The organism is Kitasatospora cinereorecta (assembly GCF_024172095.1).
GTDB lineage: Bacteria > Actinomycetota > Actinomycetes > Streptomycetales > Streptomycetaceae > Kitasatospora > Kitasatospora cinereorecta.
The window spans coordinates 262,229-280,505 of sequence record NZ_JAMZDX010000004.1 but is presented as its reverse complement, the minus strand read 5'-3'; the positions used below and the strand labels follow the sequence as shown (position 1 = coordinate 280,505).

Annotated in this window: 20 protein-coding genes and 2 pseudogenes; 6 read left to right on the top strand and 16 right to left on the bottom strand. The window is 74.2% G+C overall.

Going from position 1 to position 18,277, the window contains the following annotated elements:
• The first annotated feature begins 50 nt into the window (after window positions 1-50).
• From FHR36_RS21430 to FHR36_RS21420, 3 genes and pseudogenes are all read left to right on the top strand, one after another.
• Window positions 51-983, top strand: coding sequence for an NAD-dependent epimerase/dehydratase family protein (locus FHR36_RS21430; protein WP_253799778.1), 933 nt, complete (start codon window positions 51-53; stop codon window positions 981-983).
• Window positions 980-1,888 (top strand): annotated as a pseudogene (locus FHR36_RS21425) (RNA polymerase sigma-70 factor); the annotation flags it as partial. The gene FHR36_RS21430 and the pseudogene FHR36_RS21425, both read left to right, overlap by 4 nt.
• 336 nt (window positions 1,889-2,224) lie before the next feature.
• Entirely contained in the window at window positions 2,225-2,671 is a 447-nt protein-coding gene (locus FHR36_RS21420; protein ID WP_253799777.1) for an SRPBCC family protein, read from the top strand.
• 19 nt (window positions 2,672-2,690) lie between these two features.
• On the opposite strand, the gene FHR36_RS21415 is transcribed toward FHR36_RS21420, so the two are convergent.
• The 9 genes from FHR36_RS21415 to FHR36_RS21375 form a co-directional block, all read right to left on the bottom strand.
• Window positions 2,691-4,241, bottom strand: a complete 1,551-nt coding sequence (locus tag FHR36_RS21415; RefSeq protein WP_253800645.1) for an MFS transporter — start codon at window positions 4,239-4,241, stop codon at window positions 2,691-2,693.
• Between the two features lie 192 nt (window positions 4,242-4,433).
• On the bottom strand, window positions 4,434-5,216 hold the full coding sequence (locus FHR36_RS21410; protein WP_253799776.1) for an alpha/beta fold hydrolase: 783 nt from the start codon (window positions 5,214-5,216) through the stop codon (window positions 4,434-4,436).
• Window positions 5,217-5,334: 118 nt separating this feature from the next.
• Window positions 5,335-6,231 (bottom strand): alpha/beta fold hydrolase, encoded by an 897-nt coding sequence (locus FHR36_RS21405; RefSeq protein ID WP_253799775.1) that lies wholly within the window; start codon window positions 6,229-6,231, stop codon window positions 5,335-5,337.
• Window positions 6,228-6,947, bottom strand: coding sequence for a TetR/AcrR family transcriptional regulator C-terminal domain-containing protein (locus FHR36_RS21400; RefSeq protein WP_253799774.1), 720 nt, complete (start codon window positions 6,945-6,947; stop codon window positions 6,228-6,230). The genes FHR36_RS21405 and FHR36_RS21400 overlap by 4 nt, the downstream gene beginning before the upstream one ends.
• 101 nt (window positions 6,948-7,048) lie before the next feature.
• Window positions 7,049-7,843 (bottom strand): Mut7-C ubiquitin/RNAse domain-containing protein, encoded by a 795-nt coding sequence (locus FHR36_RS21395; RefSeq protein ID WP_253799773.1) that lies wholly within the window; start codon window positions 7,841-7,843, stop codon window positions 7,049-7,051.
• A 106-nt stretch (window positions 7,844-7,949) separates the two neighbouring features.
• A complete protein-coding gene (locus FHR36_RS21390) occupies window positions 7,950-8,831 on the bottom strand; it encodes a hypothetical protein (RefSeq protein ID WP_253799772.1) in 882 nt (293 codons plus the stop codon).
• Window positions 8,832-8,926: 95 nt separating this feature from the next.
• Window positions 8,927-9,751, bottom strand: coding sequence for an SDR family NAD(P)-dependent oxidoreductase (locus FHR36_RS21385; protein ID WP_253799771.1), 825 nt, complete (start codon window positions 9,749-9,751; stop codon window positions 8,927-8,929).
• Between the two features lie 98 nt (window positions 9,752-9,849).
• A complete protein-coding gene (locus FHR36_RS21380; RefSeq protein ID WP_253799770.1) occupies window positions 9,850-10,323 on the bottom strand; it encodes a hypothetical protein in 474 nt (157 codons plus the stop codon).
• Between the two features lie 189 nt (window positions 10,324-10,512).
• Window positions 10,513-10,662 carry a hypothetical protein gene (locus FHR36_RS21375; protein WP_253799769.1) on the bottom strand — a complete coding sequence of 50 codons (150 nt, stop codon included), beginning with the start codon at window positions 10,660-10,662 and terminating at the stop codon, window positions 10,513-10,515.
• Window positions 10,663-11,095: 433 nt separating this feature from the next.
• Here FHR36_RS21375 and FHR36_RS21370 point away from each other — a divergent pair, with 433 nt between their 5' ends.
• A complete protein-coding gene (locus FHR36_RS21370) occupies window positions 11,096-11,557 on the top strand; it encodes a DUF5709 domain-containing protein (protein WP_253799768.1) in 462 nt (153 codons plus the stop codon).
• 109 nt (window positions 11,558-11,666) lie between these two features.
• Here the strand turns inward: FHR36_RS21370 and FHR36_RS21365 are convergent, their stop codons facing one another.
• Window positions 11,667-11,999: a DUF1330 domain-containing protein gene (locus FHR36_RS21365; RefSeq protein WP_253799767.1), complete on the bottom strand. Its 333-nt coding sequence runs from the start codon at window positions 11,997-11,999 to the stop codon at window positions 11,667-11,669.
• 124 nt (window positions 12,000-12,123) lie between these two features.
• Window positions 12,124-12,753 (bottom strand): TetR/AcrR family transcriptional regulator, encoded by a 630-nt coding sequence (locus FHR36_RS21360; protein WP_253799766.1) that lies wholly within the window; start codon window positions 12,751-12,753, stop codon window positions 12,124-12,126.
• 84 nt (window positions 12,754-12,837) lie between these two features.
• Here FHR36_RS21360 and FHR36_RS21355 point away from each other — a divergent pair, with 84 nt between their 5' ends.
• Both FHR36_RS21355 and FHR36_RS21350 read left to right on the top strand, forming a co-directional pair.
• Window positions 12,838-13,503, top strand: a complete 666-nt coding sequence (locus tag FHR36_RS21355; protein WP_253799765.1) for a class I SAM-dependent methyltransferase — start codon at window positions 12,838-12,840, stop codon at window positions 13,501-13,503.
• A complete protein-coding gene (locus tag FHR36_RS21350) occupies window positions 13,500-13,709 on the top strand; it encodes a hypothetical protein (RefSeq protein ID WP_253799764.1) in 210 nt (69 codons plus the stop codon). The genes FHR36_RS21355 and FHR36_RS21350 overlap by 4 nt, the downstream gene beginning before the upstream one ends.
• 103 nt (window positions 13,710-13,812) lie before the next feature.
• Here FHR36_RS21350 and pip read toward each other — a convergent pair whose 3' ends face one another.
• From pip to FHR36_RS21325, 5 genes and pseudogenes are all read right to left on the bottom strand, one after another.
• Entirely contained in the window at window positions 13,813-14,772 is a 960-nt protein-coding gene (gene pip / locus FHR36_RS21345) for a prolyl aminopeptidase (RefSeq protein ID WP_253799763.1), read from the bottom strand.
• A 130-nt stretch (window positions 14,773-14,902) separates the two neighbouring features.
• Complete coding sequence (locus FHR36_RS21340; RefSeq protein WP_253799762.1) at window positions 14,903-15,832, bottom strand: GlxA family transcriptional regulator; 930 nt, start codon at window positions 15,830-15,832, stop codon at window positions 14,903-14,905.
• A 61-nt stretch (window positions 15,833-15,893) separates the two neighbouring features.
• Window positions 15,894-16,487, bottom strand: a complete 594-nt coding sequence (locus FHR36_RS21335) for a cysteine hydrolase family protein (protein ID WP_253799761.1) — start codon at window positions 16,485-16,487, stop codon at window positions 15,894-15,896.
• A gap of 100 nt (window positions 16,488-16,587) precedes the next feature.
• Complete coding sequence (locus tag FHR36_RS21330) at window positions 16,588-17,169, bottom strand: class I SAM-dependent methyltransferase (protein WP_253800643.1); 582 nt, start codon at window positions 17,167-17,169, stop codon at window positions 16,588-16,590.
• Window positions 17,170-17,304: 135 nt separating this feature from the next.
• Window positions 17,305-18,204: pseudogene (locus tag FHR36_RS21325) on the bottom strand (ketopantoate reductase family protein); the annotation flags it as partial.
• Between the last annotated feature and the right edge of the window lie 73 nt (window positions 18,205-18,277).

Sequence of the window (18,277 nt, the reverse complement as noted above, 5' to 3'; positions counted from 1 at the left end):
TCTCGTCCCCCTACCGGAGACCGAATCCGGAGATCAGGAGGGCGAGGGCCATGCGGGTGTTCGTGGCAGGGGGAAGCGGTGTGCTCGGGCGGCGGCTGGTGCCGCAGCTGGTCGCGCGGGGGCACCAGGTGACGGCGACCACGACCACGCCGGTCAAGCTGGGCGCGGTCCAGCGGCTGGGCGCGACCGGCGTGGTGATGGACGGCCTGGACGCCGACTCCGTCGCCGAGGCGGTGGACGGGGCCCGGCCGGACGTGATCGTGCACCAGATGACGGCGATCTCGCAGGCGCACGCCGGCAAACCGGACATCAAGCACCCGGACCGCTGGTTCGCCCTCACCAACCGGCTGCGCCGCGAGGGCACCGACCACCTGCTGGCCGCGGCCCGGCGCAGCGGCGTCCCGCACGTCGTCGCCCAGGGCTACGCCAGCTGGAACGGCATCCGCGAGGGCGGCTGGGTGAAGACCGAGGACGACCCGCTGGACATGCTGGAGGGGACGGCCACGCAGTTCGGACTGGAGACGCTGCGCTACGCCGAGCAGGCGGTCCTCGGCGCGGGCGGCGCGGTGCTGCGGTACGGCGCGTTCTACGGGCCGGGCGCCATCGACGACCAGGTCGAGCTGCTCCGCAAGCGGCAGTACCCGCTGGTGGGACGCGGCACCGGCTACAGCTCCTGGGTGCACCTGGACGACGCGGCGAGCGCCACCGTCCTCGCGGTGGAGCAGCGGGCCCGCGGCGTCTACAACATCGTCGACGACGAACCGGCCCCGGCCGCCGAGTGGCTGCCGTACCTGGCGTCGTGCGCGGGTGCCAGGCCGCCGATGCGGGTGCCGGCGTGGCTGGCCCGGCTGCTGGCCGGGGACCAGGCCGTGGCGATGATGCTGGAGGGGCGCGGATTCTCCAACGCCAAAGCCAAGCGGGAACTCGGCTGGCAGCTGCGGCACCCCTCGTGGCGGCAGGGCTTCCGGGCGGAGCTGGCGTGAGGCGGACGGAGGAGGCGCAGGAGGCGCAGGAGTTCGAGGAGCTGCGGCCGCTGCTGTTCTCCATCGCCTACCGGATCCTCGGCAGCGTGAGCGAGGCGGAGGACGCGGTGCAGGAGACCTGGCTGCGCTATCGGCTCTCGGCGACCACGCCCGTCTCCACCCGCGCGTACCTGTCGGCGACGGTCACCCGGATCGCGATCGACGTGCTGCGGTCGGCCCGGGTCCGGCGGGAGGAGTACGTGGGGCCGTGGCTCCCGGAGCCGCTGCTGGCCGACCCGTACCAGGACCCGGAGCGGTCGGCGGAACTGGCCGAGTCGCTGTCGACGGCGGCACTGCTGCTGCTGGAGCGGCTCAGCCCGCTGGAGCGGGCGGTGTTCGTGCTGCGCGAGGTGTTCGCGTTCGGGTTCCCGGAGATCGCGACGGCGGTGGGCCGCTCGGAGGCGGCGTGCCGCCAGCTCGCGGTACGGGCGCGCCGTCACATGGACGCCGGCCGGCCGCGGTTCGAGGCCGACCGCCACGAGCGCGAGCAACTCGCCGAGCGGTTCTTCGCGGCGCTGCACGAGGGCGCGGTCGAGGACTTGCGGGAACTGCTGGCCGCCGACGTGTCGCTGGTCGGCGACAGCGGCGGCAAGGCGCCGCAGCTGGGCCGGGCCGTGGCCGGCGCGGACGCCGTGGCCGGGGTGCTGGTCTGGTACCGCGGGCGCCTCGCCAGGGCGGGCGTGGGCTGGGAGGTGTGCGAGGTGAACGGCCAGCCCGGCGCGGTGTTCCGCGCCCCGGAGGGGCGGGTGCTCAACACCTGGGCGCTGGACGTGCTGGACGGGCGGATCCGGGCGATCCGCTCGGTGGCCGACCCCGACAAGCTCGGGCACATGGGCCCGGTGGCGGACGCCTGGGCGCTCGCCCGCGCGGCGGACCTGCCGGCCGGACGTTCTCCGGGACGGGGCCGGGCCGGCGGGGGAGACGGCGCCGGGCCTGAGGCCTGTCTGACCATTCCCGCCGGGCGGCCGCCGCCGGAGCACGCACCTTGCCGGCTTGTCGTCGGTCGCCGATGGCCCCCAGCCTTCGGCCGGGAGGTGCCCCCACCGCATGGACTCCCTCCTCCGCACCGCCGAGCCACGCTCCCTCCTTGCCCGCCAGCGGGCAGGAGGGGCCCATCAACGCCGCCCGCTGATCCGACGGGAATGGTCAGACAGGCCTTTGGTGGCAGGCTGGGGGTGACAGCACCGTGAAAGGGGGCAGCCATGGCCGCGATCAAGGAGAGCATCGACATCGCGCGCCCGCCCGAGGAGGTCTTCGCCTACCTCACCGACCCCTCGCACATCACCGAGTGGCAGGAGAGCGCAGTGGCCGCCAGGCCGCTCGACGACGCCCCGCTCCACGTCGGCTCCCGGGTGGCGGTCACCCGCCGGTTCCGCGGCCGGGACATGCCGATGGTCTCGGAGGTCACCGAGTTCGACCCGCCCCGCAGCTGGCGGATGCACGGCATCGACGGACCGGTCCGCGGCGACGTCCGCGCCACCGTCGAACCGATGGGCGGCGGGACCCGGTCCCTGGTGACCCTCACCCTCGACTTCGAGGCCCACGGGATGGGCCACGTCCTCGTCCCGCTGGTGGTCAGGCCGTCCGCGCGCAAGGAGATGCCGAGGAACGAACAGAAGCTGAAGGAACTGCTGGAACACTCCGGCTGACCGCCGTCCCGCCCGGCCTTCAGGGGGCGCTGGTGGGGCGGTCGGGCTGGGGTTCCTTGGTGACGGTCTCGGGGGTGGTGGCGGTGACGCGGGTGCCGGGGTGGGTGAGGGAGCAGAGGAAGGCGAGGCCGAGGGCGACGGCCATGCCGTAGAAGACGACCTGGTTGGCCTGGGCGAAGTCCATCTGGATGTCCTGGAGGGAGCCCCGGATGGCGGTGGCGACGGGCCCGCTGCCGGTCGGGGCGCTGCCGTCGCCCTGGCCGGTGATGGACTGGGCGACGTTCTCGGCGACGGAGTGGGCCTGGGCGGAGGGCAGTCCCTTGGCCTGGAGGGTGTCGGTGACGCGGTCGACGGTGACCCGGGTGAGGAGGGTGCCGAAGACCGCCATGCCGAGGGCCGCGGAGTAGTTGCGGACGGTCTGGGTGATACCGGTGACCTCGCCGTAGGAGGCGTCGATCGCCCGGTTGGCGGCGTCGGTGGAGGCCGGGGCGAGGAGGAAGCCGATGCCGGCGCCGGCCAGGGCCGCGTACGGCCACTGGTCGTGGATCGACAGGTCGGTGAGCTTCCCGGCCCACAGGGCGAAGCCGACGCAGCCGACGACCGAGCCGAGCTTCATCGCGGGCCGGGCGCCCTTCCGGTCGAGGATGCGGCCGCCCCACTGGGAGGCGACGGCGAACCCGGCGAAGAAGTACAGAAGGTACAGCGCGGCCTGGTTGGGCGAGGAGCTGAGGCAGACCTGGGCGTACACGGAGGCGAAGAAGAACACCGGGACGAAGGCGAGCATCGCGAAGAACAGCACGGCGTTGTCGGCGGCGAACGCCCGGTCGGCGAACACCCGCAGTTTCACCAGCGGGTGGCGCCGGCGCAGCTCGTACCGGCCGAAGACGACCAGGATCGCCGCGCCGCCGACGATGCAGACCCAGGTGGCGGGGCCGGTCCAGCCCCAGGAGGGCACCTGCTGGAGGCCGAGGACGCTGAGGGCCATGCCGCCGGCGACGAGGACGGCGCCGGTCACGTCGAGCGGTTCGCGGCGGGGGACGTCGCGGATGCGGGCGAGCAGGGTGAGGACGACCGCGATCACGGCCACCGGGACGTTCACCCAGAAGATGGCCCGCCAGGTCCACTCGGTGAGCCAGCCGCCGAGCAGCGGTCCGAGCGCGGTGAGGGCGCCGGAGAGGCCGAAGAACAGGGCGAGGGCGGAGCCGCGCCGCTCCACCGGGAACACCGTGATCACCACGGCGAGCGCGGCGGGGAAGAGCAGGGCGGCCCCCAGCCCCTGGAGGGCGCGGAAGGCGATCAGCCAGGTCAGCGCGGCGCTGCCGGACGGCACCAGGCCGCACATCGCCGAGGAGACCACGAACACCACGGTGCCGATCAGCACCATCCGCCGGTGTCCGAGCAGGTCGGACAGGCGCCCGCCGAGCGCGAAGAACGCCGCGAGGGCGAGCAGGTAGGCGTTCACCACCCAGCGCATGCCGGAGGAGGTGAGGTGCAGCTCCTGGGTGATGTTCGGTGCGGCGATGGAGACGATGGTCTGGTCGATGAAGGTCATCGCGACCGCGAACATCATCGCGGCCAGGGCGAGCCGTTCGTTCCCGCGCGCCTTCGCGTCGACGCCGCCGCGGCCGGAGGGGGTGGAGCCGGTGTGGGTGTTCACAGCGACCACGATCGCGGAGGGTGAGCGGCGCCGCACTCCGGCCCGTCCCGCCGGGTGACGGACCGTCACGCCGGGACCGGCAGGCGCGGCCGCCGCTCGGTGGTGTCAGGGGCCGGGCAGGAAGCGGGCGATCTCGGCTGCGACGGCGTCCGGGATCAGCGAGGGTGCGAAGTGCAGTTGGTCCGGGAACGTCGTGCGGGTGACGTGGGGGAGGGCGTCGGCGAGCCGGTCGAGGGTCTGCGGCATCGGCTGCCAGGTGTCCGCGCCTCCCATGACCAGGGTCGGCACGGTGACGGCGGACCACCGATGAAGGTCCGTGGTGTCCGCGGCCATCGATTCGAGGTCGCGGCACCAGCCGTAGGAGTCGTCGGGTTCCTCGTCGGCGGGCTCGCCCGCGTCCATGAGGGCGAGCAGGGCGGCCGGAACGCGGGCGACCTCCGCCGCCAGGAGGAGGCCGGCCTGCCGCCGGTCGCCGCGGGCGGTCAGCTCCTCGTACCGGGCCAGGACGGGGGTGAGTTCCTCGCCCGCCGCGTAGAGCGGCGGCTCCCAGAGGACCAGGGAGCGGACCGGGAGTCCGGCCGCCGCGGCGTGCAGGGCGACGGTGGCGCCGTAGGACATGCCGACCAGGTGGACGGGCCGGCCGATCAGGTCGATCAGTGCCGCGAGGTCGCCCACCTCGTCGGCGAAGCGCTTCGGCGAGCGGCCCGGTCCGCTGGGGGCGTAGCCGCGGCGGGCGGGCGTCCAGAGTTCGAACCGGTCGGCCAGCCGGTCGGCGACCGGCTGCCAGGAGTGCAGCCCGCCGCCGGAGCCGTGGACCATCACGACCGGCGGCCCGGATCCGATGCGCCGACAGGTGAGGGCGGTCCCGTCGGGGGATGCGACGGACACGAAGGACGCTGGCGATTCGACCGGGTTCTGCATGATCCGACCGTCGCACGGCCGGCCCGGGCCGAGCCACCGAATTTCCGCGGGCGAGCAGGTGAGGGGGTGTCAGGGGGTCGGGCTGTCAGGGGCGGAGGAAGGCGGTGAGGGCGGCGGCGACCTCGTGCGGGTTCTCGACCTGCGGGTAGTGGCCGGTGGGGGGTGGGCCGGCGAGTTCGGTGACGGTGGCGTGGGGTGCGCGGGTGCGGATCCGGGCGAGGACGTGGGCGCCGCTGATCGGGTCGGCGGGGCCCCAGAGGTAGAGGGTGGGGCCGGGGTGGGTCTCCTGGGCGGTGTTCCACCGCGGGCCGTGGGTGCGGCGTTCGTCGATGTAGTGCAGCAGCAGCGGCGCCAGCAGGTGGCCGTTGTCGCGGGCGACGGCGAGCCACATGTCGTGCAGGACGCGGTCGGGGACCGGGCGGCCCAGGACGCGTCGCATCGAGGCCCGGAACCGGCGCTCGTTCATGGCCCGGACGAGCAGGGGTCCGAGCGGTCCGTGCAGCAGGCGCTGGGCGAGGACGGGCCGGTGCAGATCGGCGTAGAGGCCGCCGTTGAGCCAGGCCATTCGGGTGATCCGGGCGGGGTCGCGGGCGAGCAGCTCCTGGGCGACGCTGACGCCGTAGTCGTGGGCGACCAGGGCGGTGTCGCCGATGTCGAGCCGCTGCCACACGGCCTGGACCAGGTCGGCCTGTTCGAGCAGCGAGTACGGGTGGCGGCGCGGCTTGTCGCTCTCGCCGAAGCCGAGCAGGTCGAGGGTGGTGACCCGGCAGCCGTCGGCGGCGAGGGCGGGGACCACGGCGGCCCAGTCGTGGGAGGAGGTGGGGAAGCCGTGGACGAGGGTGACCGGCCGGCCGTCGGCGGGCCCGTCCTGTCGGACGAAGAGAGAGTGCTCGCGGCCGCGCGCGGGGACGCGCAGGCGTCGGCCGCCGGCGGTCCACTCGGCCAGGGGCGGCAGGGCGGCGGTGTCGGTCGGGGGGTTCACGGGGCCTCCCGGCGCCGATCGAGGCCGTCCAGGAGCGCCTGGAGGCCGAAGTCGAATTCCTGGTCGCTGTCGGGGGCGTTGAGCAGCTCCGCGTGGGCGCGGACGACCGGGTGGGTGTCGGCGGGCAGGCTCGCGAACAGTGCGGCCATGGCCATGCGTTCGGCGGCGGTGCGGGCTGCGCCGCCGGCGTCGAGCTGGGCGGCGCCGATGACGAAGTGCATCACGGTGAGGTAGGCGTGCACCGCCGACTCCGGGGTCCAGCCGGAGCGGATCAGCAGGCCGAGGCCCTGCTCGCGGGCCCGGAGCGCGTGCGGGCCGAGCAGCTGTCCGGCGACGAACAGCGGTGCCACGGCCGGGTGGTGCCGCAGCACGCGGCGGAACTCGCGGGCGCCGGCCTCGGTCGCGGTGCGCCAGTCGGGGCCGTCGACCGGGAGCCGTACCTCGGCGAGGACCCGGTCGACCAGTTCGACCAGGAGTTCCTCGCGGCTCGCGACGTGCCGGTAGAGCGAGGTGTGCCGGGTGCCGAGGCGTTCGGCGAGCCGGCGCATGGTGAGCGCGTCGAGGCCGTCGTGGTCGGCGATCGCGAGCGCGGCGTCGGTGATGGCCGCCAGGGTGAGCCCACCGACGCGGGGGCGCCGACGCGACCGTTCCCCGTACCGCTGCCGCCACCACGCGGCCGAGCCGGGGACCGGGGGCACGGTGGTCGGGTCCGTCACCGTGTCCTCCCTCGACGGTCGTGGGCCTGGAGGCGCCCATCATGCGTCCAGTGGACGCATTTCGCAAGGGGGTGTGGGCCGCGCAGGCCCGGGCCGTCCGGTCAGCGCGCGGTGGCCGGTGTGTCGCGCTGCGGGGCGATGCTGGTGTTGAGCGGGCCGACCGGCGCCGTCCGCGGGCCGCCGTACCGCTCCACCGCCTCGGCCACGATGGCGCTCAGCCGGGCGTGGTGGGCGCCGCGCCAGTAGACCTGCTCGCAGGCGGTGCACTGGGCGAACACGTCGTAGGAGCGCTCGGTGCCGTCCTCGAGGTGCCGGCGGACTGTGGTCTTGGCGGCCTCGCGCAGGACGCCGTTGCAGGCGGTGCAGCGCGTCCACGGCTCGAGCGGGGGCGCGAACCGGGAGAGCACGTCCTGCAGTTGCTCCTCGGGACGGTGGCTGTAGACGTACGCGCCGGCCCAGAGTTCGCGGCGGTGGAGCAGCCCGCGGTCGCGGGAGAGCATCACCCGCTGCTCGGCGGCCGACCGGGCGGCCAGCGCGGCGTCCCCGATGTCCACGCTCTCGTACGCGGCGTCGACGCCGAGCAGGCGCAGCCGGCGGGCCAGGGTGCCGAGGTGGACGTCGAGCAGGAACCGCAGCGGGCCGTCGAGGTGCTGCGGCCGGGCCACGGCGAGGACGGACACGTGCTGGCCGTGCGCCGGCAGATGGGAGGCGTCGGCGGGTGCGCCGTCCACGGTCAGTCCGCCGACCTCGGTGAGCGGCACGCCCAGGGACTCCACCACATGGCCGAGGGTCGAGGTGCCGTCGACCTGCACGGCCGTCGAGCCGGCCCGGCGGCGGGCGCCGACGAAGGTGTGCAGGGAGGAGGGGAAGTCGATCCGGATCTCGGGCTTGTCCACACGGCCAGCATGCCAGCGCGGCCGGGTGGCGGTCACCCGGGTTTCGGGCGCTGCGAGCGGGCGGGGCTCAGGGGGTCGGGGGCTCAGGGGGTCGGGGGCAGGGGCTTCAGGGGCGTTCGAAGTACTGGAGCACGCCGCCGACCGAGAAGCACAGGGCGCCGGTGAGCGTGCCCCAGTTGGCGATGTCGACGTTGACCAGGCTGCCGGTGGCGGGGCGGGTGTACGCGGCGAGGGCCGAGACCATGAACAGCACCGAGCCGAGCTGGTTCACCGCGACGATCCACCAGCCGAGGTCGCGGGCGATGATCCGCGGCCGTCCGTGGCAGACCTCCAGCACGGCCAGGTGGCCGGACGTCAGGAAGAGGATGCAGCCGATCACATCGGGCACCCAGATCAGCCGGTTGACCTGCTGGACGTTCAGGCCCTGGAGGAAGGAGTCCAGCAGGTTCACCCCGAAGACGACGGTGCCGCAGAACAGCAGGAAGGCGCCCAGCCAGTCCAGCCGGTGCGGCTCGTAGCTCCACCACCGCCAGCGGCGGGTGACCAGGGCAGCGGTGCCGACCACGTGGCGGGGCGCGTTGACCGTCTGGAGCAGCGAGGTGTAGCCGCCGGTGTTGAAGAACAGGCCGCCGGCGAAGTAGATCGAGGCACACGTGGTGGCGTCGCCCGAGCCGAACTGGGCGACCCCGGCGCCCGCCGCGAAGAGCGCGCCGCCGATGACGAACGCGGTGGCGGCAATGGCGTTGAGCCGGCCGAGCCGGGCGACGGCGACCGGGTCGGCGGCAGCGGGCGCGGCCGGGGCGGTGGACGTGGTCGGGGCCCGTACGGCGAGGAGCGCCCGCCGCCGGGCCTTGCGCGACTCCCAGACCGCCGTGCCGCCGTCGGGCAGGCGCCAGGTGGCCCGGGTGGTGAACGGTCCCACGCCCTCGGTCCGCGGCTCGGCCTGCGGCTCCGGTCGCTGTTCGGGTTGCTGTTCGTGTTGCGCCACGGACCGAGGGTAGATCGCCGTCCGAGCCGCCCGGACGCGCAACGCCGGGCGGCTCGGTGGGCTCGGTGGGGGAGGACGGGGGGAGGTCGGCCGGGTCAGGCCGGCAGGTGGCCGTGCGCCTCGGCGGCGAGCTCCTGCCAGCCCGACCAGGTCTTCAACCGGTCGGCGTAGACCTGGTCGAGGATCGCGCCGCCCTGTGTGCCGAACAGCACCCGCAGTGGCGGCTCGGGGGAGTCGACGACGCGCAGCAGTGCCCGGCCGGCGGCCGCCGGATCGCCGAGGTCGAGCGTCCGCGCGAAGGCGGCAAACCCCGCGCGGGCAGCGTCGTACTGGGGGAGGACGTCGGCGTGGACGGCGCCGGCGATCGCGTCGGTGGCGTACGAGCCCGGTTCGACCAGCGTGACCCGGATGCCGAAGCCCGCGACCTCCTGGGCGAGCGACTCGCTCAGCCCCTCCAGCGCCCACTTGGAGGCGTGGTAGCCGCCGCCGAGCGGGAACGCCGCCACGCCGCCGACCGAGGAGATCTGGACGATGTGCCCGCTGCCCTGCGCGCGCAGGTAGGGCAAGGCCGCCTGGACGACCCGCAGCGGGCCGAACAGGTTGGTGTCCAACTGCTCGCGCAGATCCCGCTCGGACAACTCCTCGACCGCGCCGAAGAGTCCGTGGCCCGCGCTGTTCACGATCACGTCGAGCCGGCCGAAGTGCTCCTGGGCCCGCGCCACGGCGGCGTCGACGGAGGCCCGGTCGGTGACGTCCAGCCGGAGCGGGAGCACCGCGTCGCCGTACGCGGCGACCAGGTCGTCGAGGTCGGCGGTGTCCCGGGCGGTCGCGGCCGCCCGGTCGCCGCGCGCCAGGGCGGCCTCGACGAAGCTGCGGCCGAGGCCGCGGGACGAGCCGGTGACCAGCCAGATCTTGCTCATCGTGTCTTCCGATCCCTCCGGGGCGGGCGTGGTGCGCCGCCGTACACCCTGAGGACGAGCGAGCCCGGTCGGCTGTGACATCGACCCCGCAGGCGGTCCTACCGCTGCCTCGCCTGTGTCGCCGGCGTCGTGTGCGTCGTGGGGAGGGCGAGCCGGGCGCCGAGGGCGCGCTGGGCGGCGGCCAACCAGGCGACCGGCCAGCGGAGCAGTACGTACAGGCAGAGGGCCCAACCGCCCGCGTGCACCGCCCAGATCCCGGCCATGGTCGGTCCGCCCCAGGCGTCGTGGTAGTCGGTGCCCGCGTACCAGAGCGGATAGCCGACGTTGCGCACCGAGTTGACCAGGGCGAACCCCAGGAGGAGGAAGGCGGGGACGTCCAGCGGGAGCCCGAGGACCACCCGGGCGAGTGCCCGCGGGCCGGTCCAGGCACGGCCGCCCCACAGCCGGGCGGCGCGTTCGGGGCGCCCGGTGAGAGCGAGTCCCGTCGCCACCGGGCCGGCCGGCAGGGCCAGGAACGCCAGGGCGGCGGTGCGGGTGGTGGTGCGGGTGGTGGTGCGTCGGTCGGCGGGCATCATCCGGCTCCTGACCCTCGGTCGGCTGGGGCCCGATGGTGCGGCGGGATCGCCGTCGGTGTCGTCGTACCGGGGTGCCGGATCCGCCGTCATACCCGGGCGGCAGGCGGGGGCGGGCCGAGGAGGCGCCGGAAAAGCGGGCGGGCCGTCACCGACTGTTTCGGTGACGGCCCGCGGGGCTTGCGGTGCTCACGCGTTCTGGCTGGTCAGGCCCTGGCGAGCGCGGCGGGCGAGACGGTTCTTGCCGCGGGCGGCGCGGACGGCGAGGCGGTACTCCTCGGCCTCGCGCAGGCGCTCGTTGATGGTGGCGCGAGCTGCATCGAGCTGCTGGTAGGTCATGGTGTCCAACCCCCTGGGTGGTGGGTGGCCCGCCGACATCGCTGTGATGTCGGTCCCGGAGGCCGCCCTCGTGCTAACGATTCTACACCAAAACTCGCCCGCTGCCCTTCATTTATGTCTTGAGACTGCAACAAGCGCCTGCCTATCGAAGGTCAAACCGTGAATCGGCCCCGTGAGGCGGACGGCGTCGGGCATCGCCGCAGGTGGGGACGGTGCGCTCGGCGGAGCGGCCCGGTGCGGAGTGGGCGGGGGCGTGGGACGCTGGGAGGGACCACCGTTGAACGGCGGTCACCCCCCTTTCGGGTGGGTGGCCACCCCCGCCGACCGGGTGCGCCGACCGGCGTCGGGACGTACCTCGGCGCCCGGCCCTCACGCGGGGCCCCGATCCGCTCCGCCCGCGTGCACGGGTCGTGTCAACGAAGGAGAAGGCCTCATGTCGGATGAAGGGTTGCTGGGCGACCAGGTGTACCAGCCCGACGGCTCGCAGGACGTGCAGGACGACATCGGACCGCTGGAGCCGGAGGACACCCTGGACGACCGCGGCCTCGAGTCGGCGCTCGACGAGGGCTACGCGCCGCCGGAGCGGCCGCTCGCGGTGGGGCGCCACGGTGAGACCGCGAACGAGCAGCGCAGCCGCGAGAGCCTTGAGCGGCGGCTGGCCGCGGAGCTGCCGGACGTCGTGGGGGCCGACGGGGACGGCATCGGCGACGTCTCCGGTACGGACGGTGAGCCCCTCGACGCCGAGGCGGGCGACCGGCGAACCGGCCGGCTGGTCGTGCCCGTCGGCGCGCTGAGCGACACCATCGCGGAGGACGTGGGGATCTCCGGCGGTGCCGCCTCGGCGGAGGAGGCGGCCATCCACACCACCGACGACCCGGAGGCGATCATCGACTGACAGCCGGCCGACCGCCCCGGGGCGGTTGAACGGTCCGGGTGGTCGAAAGGTCCGGGCGGTTGAACGGTCACCGGTCACCGGTCGGCGATCGGCGGTTGTGCGTCGTCCGTCACCGCAGGCCGTCGAGCGCCTCCGCGGCCCGGTAGCCGGCGGGCACGCCGGGGACGAGGACGATGTCGGCGGCCATGTGCTGCGTGCGGAGCGGCAGGATCTCGCGGTAGGCGGGCGAGTCCCACCAGGCGGTGGCCTCCGCCATGCCAGGGAACTCGATGACGATGGCGTCGCCGTCCCACTCGCCCTCGACCGCGCGCCGCTCCTTGGGCGCGTGGACGAGGAACCGGCCGCCGAACGGCTCCAGCGTCGCGTCGATCCGCGCCAGGTACTCGAGGATGCCCGGGCCGAGTTCGACGGAACGGACGTGGGCGATGGCGTAGGCGGTCATGGTCTCTCCCCTGCGGGCCGGGTGGTTCGCTTCCTGATGACCACGACGCTACGGCGTCCGCCCGCAGCGGGAATCAGTCGTGCATAGGTAACCCCTGACCATCGTTCGGAGGATGCCCCTGCGGTCAGTTCGGCGGGTCGACGGCGAGCAGGCGCATGGTCAGGGCGGCGAGCGCGGTGTCGGTGTGGGCCGGGTCCGGGGAGACGGTGCGCCGGAAGTTCTGGGAGGCGAGGAGGGAGATCAGCCACCAGGCCCCGGCGGTGGGGTCGAGGTCGGCCCGGACGCTCCCGTCGGTGCGGCCGTGCTCCAGCAGGTCGGCGATGGTGCGGGCGAGCGCCTGGTTGGCGCGGCGGGCGGACTCGAGGATCGCCGGCTCGCCGGAGAGCGTCATGGCGTCCTCGAACAGCACGCCGAGAGACCCGCGGGCGTGGATGCGGGTCAGGTGTTCCGGGGCGAGCAGTTCGCCCAGCCAGGTGCCGATGTCGGGGCAGCGGTCGGCCCATGCGCGCAGCCCGGCGGACATCCGCTCGGCCGCGTGGTCTAGGACGGCGGCGAAGACCGCGGCCTTGGAGCCGAAGTTCTGGAAGACGACGGGTTCGCTGACGCCGACCCGGCGGGCCACCTCGGACATCTTGCCGCGCTGGTAGCCGACTTCGGAGAAGACCTCGGTGGCGGCGTCGAGGATCGACGCCCGGCGGTCCTCCGCGCTCAGGCGGGGGCGTCGGGGCTTCCGGTCGGACTGGGGGGCTGGCACACCGGCATCCTATCGGCCCCTTGCCATGGGACTTAGTGGCGACTAAGTTGAAAGTACTTAGTCGCCACTAAGAAAGGTTCCGGCATGGAACTCGCACGCTTCCTGCACGGCACGGCCGACGCCCGCACCGGCGGGCAGACCATCACCCACGGGCGCTCCTACGAGCTGTTCGGCACCGTCCTGTTCGGTGGCCGCCGCCACCGGGTCTTCACCCGCCTGGCCGAACTGAGCGGCGCGCGGCCCGGCGACCGTGTCCTCGACGTCGGCTGCGGCACCGGCTACCTCACCCTGCGCCTCGCCGACGCCGTCACCCCGCGCGGCAGCGCGGTCGGCATCGACCCCTCCGCCGACGTGCTCGCCCACGCCCGGCGGCGGGCCGGTGGTCGCGGCCAGTGCACCTTCCGGGACGGCATCGCCGAGGAACTGCCCGTCGCCGACGGAGAGTTCGACGTCGTGGCGAGCAGCCTGATGATCCACCACCTGCCCGAACACGTCCGTGCGCGGGCCGTCGCGGAGATGCGCCGCGCACTGCGGCCCGGCGGACGGCTGCTGCTCGCCGACTTCCGGCCGCCGAGCAACCCGGTCGCCCGACACCTGATCGGCGCGGTCACCGGGCCCGTGATGGAGCGCAACCCCGTCCATCTGCTGGGGGCGCTGGTCGAGCAGGCCGGGTTCACCGAGGTGCGGACGGGCGATCTGCACCCGTGGATCCACTACGTCCGGGCCGTCAACCCGGGCCCGGACGCATGAGCGGGGCACTGCGGGCCAATCGCGCCCTGCGGGCGGCGGCCGTCGGGCTGGTCCTCGGCGGGGTCGCCTTCCACCTGTGGCTCGGCGCCCGGCTTCCGCTGCTCGCCGTCCCGGTCGGTCTGGCCTGCCACCTTGCCGCCGGCCTGGCGGCCCGCCGCTGGGCGCGCGGCCGCGCGCGGGCCGCGGAGGCGGGCGCTGCGCAGTAGGCCGCGGGGACGGGGCAGTAGGCGGCCGGGGCGGGCCGTCGCCGGTGCACGCGGTGACGGCCCGCCCGTATCGCGGGGGTCGGATCAGTCGGATCAGCCGCGCTCAGCGGTCCTTGAACTCCTCGATGGCCGCGCGGATCGCCTGCGCCATCGCTTCGCCACCGCCGTGACCGGAGTCCTCGACGATGTGCAGCCGCGCGCCCGGCCACGCCTTGGCCAGCTCCCACGCCGTCTGCACCGGGCTGCCCATGTCGTGCCGTCCGTGGATCAGGATCGCCGGGATCCCGGCCAGTTTGCCCGCGCCCCGCAGCAGTTGGTCCTCCTCCAGCCAGGCGCCGTGGCTGAAGACGTGGGCGCAGATCCGGACGAACGCGATCTGCGCGTCGATCTCGCGGTCGCTGTACATCCCCGGCGGGGTGTGCGGCTCGCCGGAGATCACCGCGTCCTCCCAGGCGAGCCAGTCGGCGGCCGCCTTCTCCCGGACCGCCCGGTCGGGGTTCTCCATCAGCCGGGCGTACGCGGCGAGCAGGTCGCCGTCCCGCTCGTCGGCCGGGACGCCGTCGCGGAACCGGTCCCACGCCTCCGGTCGGAACCGGCCCGCGCCCCGGTAGAGCCAGTCCAGTTCGGCGGCGCTGGTCGTCGTCACCACCGGGATGATCATCTCGGTGACCCGGTCCGGATGCTGCTGCGCGTACGCCAGGGCGAGGGTCGACCCCCAGGACGCGCCGGTCACCAACCACCGGTCGATGCCCAGGTGTTCGCGCAGCCGCTCGATGTCGTCGATCAGGTGCCGGGTGGTGTTGAGGCTCATGTCCGCGGCCGGATCGGCGGCGTGCGGGGTGGACCGGCCGCAGTTGCGCTGGTCGAAGCGGACGACGCGGTAGCGCTCGGGATCCCACGCCTTCAACGGCCGCTGCGGGGCGCCCGATCCGGGACCGCCGTGCAGGCTCACCACCGGCTTGCCGCCGGGGCTGCCGTGCTGCTCGTAGTAGATCCGGTTGCCGTCGCCGGTGTCGAGGAAGCCGTGATCGTAGGGACTGGTCGGGGGATACGGATCAGTCATGACCGCAGATCCTATGCGAAGGATCCCAACTCGGCTGCTGTCGTGGGGAGTCCCGGCCGTGGTGGCCGCTGCGGCCCGCGACCTGGTGGCGGAGGCGGCAGCGGGCGCGCCCTCGACACCGCCCGCCGACTCACCGCCGAGGCGCCGGCGGCTCGGTGGCGCGGGCGCGCAGGCGTCGCAGCATCCGGGCGTCCTGGAACCCCACCGCCCGGGCCGCCGCCTCCACCGTCGTGCCGTGCGCGATCAGGTGTTCCGCCCGCTCCACCCGCAGCTCCTGCTGGTACCTGAGCGGGCTCAGCCCGGTCGCCGCGCCGAACCGGCGGGTCAGCGTACGCTCGCTCACCCCCACCGCCCGGGCCAGGTCGGCGAGCGCCAGGCCGTCGGCGAACCGGGCGTCGATCAGGTCCTGCGCCCGGTGGACGGCGTCGCTGACGTGCGCCCGGTGGCGCAGCATCGCGCTCGTCTGCTGCTCGTCCCCGTTGCGCCGGGCGAAGACCACCATCGCCCGGGCCACCTGGGCCGCGACCGCCGGACCGTGCCGCCCCGCCACCAGGTGCAGCGCCAGATCGATCCCGCTGGCGATCCCCGCCGAGGTCACCACCCGGTCGTCCACCACGAACAGCACGTCCCGCACCACGTGCGCCTTCGGATGGAGCCGCGCCAGCTCGTCCTGCAGCTCGTGGTGGGTGGTGCAGCGGCGCCCGTCGAGCAGCCCGGCCCGGCCGAGCGCGCCGGCGCCCGCGCAGACGCTGGCCACCGTGCCGCCCACCCCATGGTGCGCGGCCAGCCGCCGGAGCGAGTTCTCGCTGATCTCGCCGGTGCCCAGCAGCCCGGGCGCCCGCCAGCCCGGCACCAGCAGCAGGTCGTCGGCGGTCAGCTCGGGCCACTCCGTCCCCGCCCGCAGGGTGATGCCCTGGGCCGTCGGCACGTCCTCCCGTTCGGCGACGTAGGCGACCTCGTACCCGAGACCGAGGTCCGCCGCCTCGAAGAACACCTGGGCGGGCCCGGCGAGGTCCAGCAGATGCAGCTGCGGGACCAGCAGGAAGACCACCTTGCTCACGATCCGGTCAGCTCCTCGCGGGTTCGGCGGCGGGTCGGCCCCCGGTCCTGTGGTCAGTCCGTCAGTCCGTCGGTCCGGCGGTCAGCTCGACGACGGTGGCAATCCGGGCGAACCGGCCCGCCAGCGCGTACTCGGTGCGCGCGACGATCTCGTCCGTACCGAGCGTACGCGGGTCGGCCAGGACCTCTGCCAGGCTGCGGTCGGCCGGGGCGTCCCGGTGCGGGATCGGGTGGGTCGCGGTCGCGTCGATCGCGAACACCACCTGGTACCCGAGGTCGGAGGCCACCCGGGCGGTCGTCTCGCAGCACTGCTCGGTCCGGATGCCGCTGATTACTACCTCGCCGACCCCGTGGAGGGTCAGCAGCTGCTGCAGGTTGGTGGTGGTGAACGCGTTGTGCGAGGTCTTGGTGACGACCGGCTCGCCCGCGGCCGGCTCCAGCCCCTCGATCGGCCGGACGAAGCCGCGCGCCGGGTCGAAGACGGTGTCGCTGCCCGGCTCCGAGTGCAGGACCCAGACCACCAGGTCACCCTTGGCCCGAGCGGCCTCCACCAGCCGGTTCACCTGCTCCACGATCTTCGGATTGGACACGGCCGCCCAGTTCTCGCGCTGGCGGAAGGACTCCTGGACGTCGATGACGACGAGTGCGGTGTTCATGCCTCCATCCTGGCCCCGGTCGCGGCGCCGGATGAAGGCATGATCACGCCCGCTCCCGGAACGATCCGGTCACCGGCCTTCGGATCGCAGGTTTCCGCCGTCAGGCTGGTGCACCGACATCACGGCGGGCCAGCAGGTAGGCGCGGCGGGTGCTCGCCTCCTGCGGGTGGCTCGCCCGCTCGAGCCGGGCCTCGACCGTGAAACCGGCCTCCCGCAGCGCCTCGGCCACGGTCTCGGCGGTGAGGAAGTGGAAGTCGAGGTCGACGTCGTGTCCCCACCACTCGGTGAGGCGGTTGACCTCCGAGCCGAGGTGGAAGGCGACCAGCAGCAACCCGGAGGGCCGCAGGACCCGTCGCATCTCCGCGAAGGCGCCGAGCAGTTCGGACGGTTCGAGGTGGATGACCGAGTAGAGGGCGACCGCCGCGCCGAACTCGCCGTCCGCCGCCGGGAGGCGGAGCAGGTCGCCCTCGCGGAACTCGGCCGCGCCATGGTCGCCGGACCCGGACCCGGACCCGGTCGCGCCGTGGTCGCGGCGGGCGAGAGCGACCATGGCGGGGGAGAGGTCGATGCCGACAGCGCGTACGCCCCGCTCCGTCAGCCATGCTGTGACGTGGCCGGGGCCGCAGCCGAGGTCCGCGACGGGATGCTCGGTGCCGGCCTGTTCGAGGAGCGCCGTGAGCAGCGCCCGGTCCAGCGGCTTGTGCGCCAGTTCGCCGCCGATCCGGGAGCGGTACTCCTCGGCGACCGTGTCGTAGCTGCGGCGGGTCCGTCCGTGGTCCTGCGCACTGCTCGACGCGCCCGACGCGCTTGGTGGCGATGCGAGTTCGGTGACGAGGCGGCTCGCGGACGGGACCGGGACGCCGTGGCGCCCGGCCGCGCGCAGCAGGGCGCCGCCGATCGCGTCGAGTTCGAGCGGGCGACCGGCCTGCGCGTCACGCTGCATGGACGACCTGCTGTCGGCGGGGAAGGCGTCGTACCTGTGCAGGACGTCCTCGGCGGACATAGGCGCGCCGCAGGCCCGGGCGACCGCCACCGTCTCGCCGACCAGCGCGGCCAGTTCGCCCCGCCGCTCGGTACGGACGGCGCCGATCGGCTGCCGGTGCCGGGTGGTGAGCAGGGCGAAGGGGGCGAGGAAGGCCAACTTCCCCCACAGCGCAGCGTTCTCGTCCGCCAGGACGCGGGTCGTCACACCGGCGTCGGTGAGCAGGGCGGCCGCCGGGCCGAGCCGCTCCCGCTCGCCGACGAGGTCGATCTCGACGAACGGGCTGCCGTGTTCGACGACGCCCGGTGCGGTGCGGGTGGCCTCGACGCGGACCACAGCCGGGACCACACGGTCCGGGCCGAACCGGCCGCGCAGGGTGTCGATGTGCTCGACACCGTTCAGCAGCGGTACCAGGACGCCGTCGGCGAGCAGCCGAGGCGGGACTCGGTCGTGGGCGGCGGAGAGCGCGGTGCTCTTCACCGTCACCAGGCACAGGTCGACGCGCTCGCGCAGCTCGGTGTCCGCCTCGACCGCGGCGGTGAACTCGCCGAACTGCCTGCTGCGGACCCGGATTCCGTCCCGACGCAGGACGGCGGCGGTCTCCCCGCGGGCGATGCAGATCACCCGGTGGCCCGCCCGGGAGAGCAGCGCGGCGAGCAGGCCGCCGACGCCTCCCGGACCGAGCACGGCGACGGTCGAACGGGCGGAGGGAGAAAGGGGAGCGGACGCGGACACGGCAGAGCTCTGCCCGGATTCGGACACGGCGGGATCCTCTCGGTTTGCGGGTCGACACCCGGTACGGGTTGCC

Coding starts and splice junctions, on each gene's coding strand:
- FHR36_RS21430 (WP_253799778.1), top strand. CDS start 51: ATGCGGGTGTTCGTGGCAGGGGGAAGCGGTGTGCTCGGGCGGCGGCTG.
- FHR36_RS21420 (WP_253799777.1), top strand. CDS start 2,225: ATGGCCGCGATCAAGGAGAGCATCGACATCGCGCGCCCGCCCGAGGAG.
- FHR36_RS21415 (WP_253800645.1), bottom strand. CDS start 4,241: ATGATGTTCGCGGTCGCGATGACCTTCATCGACCAGACCATCGTCTCC.
- FHR36_RS21385 (WP_253799771.1), bottom strand. CDS start 9,751: ATGAGCAAGATCTGGCTGGTCACCGGCTCGTCCCGCGGCCTCGGCCGC.
- FHR36_RS21380 (WP_253799770.1), bottom strand. CDS start 10,323: ATGCCCGCCGACCGACGCACCACCACCCGCACCACCACCCGCACCGCC.
- FHR36_RS21375 (WP_253799769.1), bottom strand. CDS start 10,662: ATGACCTACCAGCAGCTCGATGCAGCTCGCGCCACCATCAACGAGCGC.
- FHR36_RS21370 (WP_253799768.1), top strand. CDS start 11,096: ATGTCGGATGAAGGGTTGCTGGGCGACCAGGTGTACCAGCCCGACGGC.
- FHR36_RS21365 (WP_253799767.1), bottom strand. CDS start 11,999: ATGACCGCCTACGCCATCGCCCACGTCCGTTCCGTCGAACTCGGCCCG.
- FHR36_RS21355 (WP_253799765.1), top strand. CDS start 12,838: ATGGAACTCGCACGCTTCCTGCACGGCACGGCCGACGCCCGCACCGGC.
- FHR36_RS21350 (WP_253799764.1), top strand. CDS start 13,500: ATGAGCGGGGCACTGCGGGCCAATCGCGCCCTGCGGGCGGCGGCCGTC.
- pip (WP_253799763.1), bottom strand. CDS start 14,772: ATGACTGATCCGTATCCCCCGACCAGTCCCTACGATCACGGCTTCCTC.
- FHR36_RS21335 (WP_253799761.1), bottom strand. CDS start 16,487: ATGAACACCGCACTCGTCGTCATCGACGTCCAGGAGTCCTTCCGCCAG.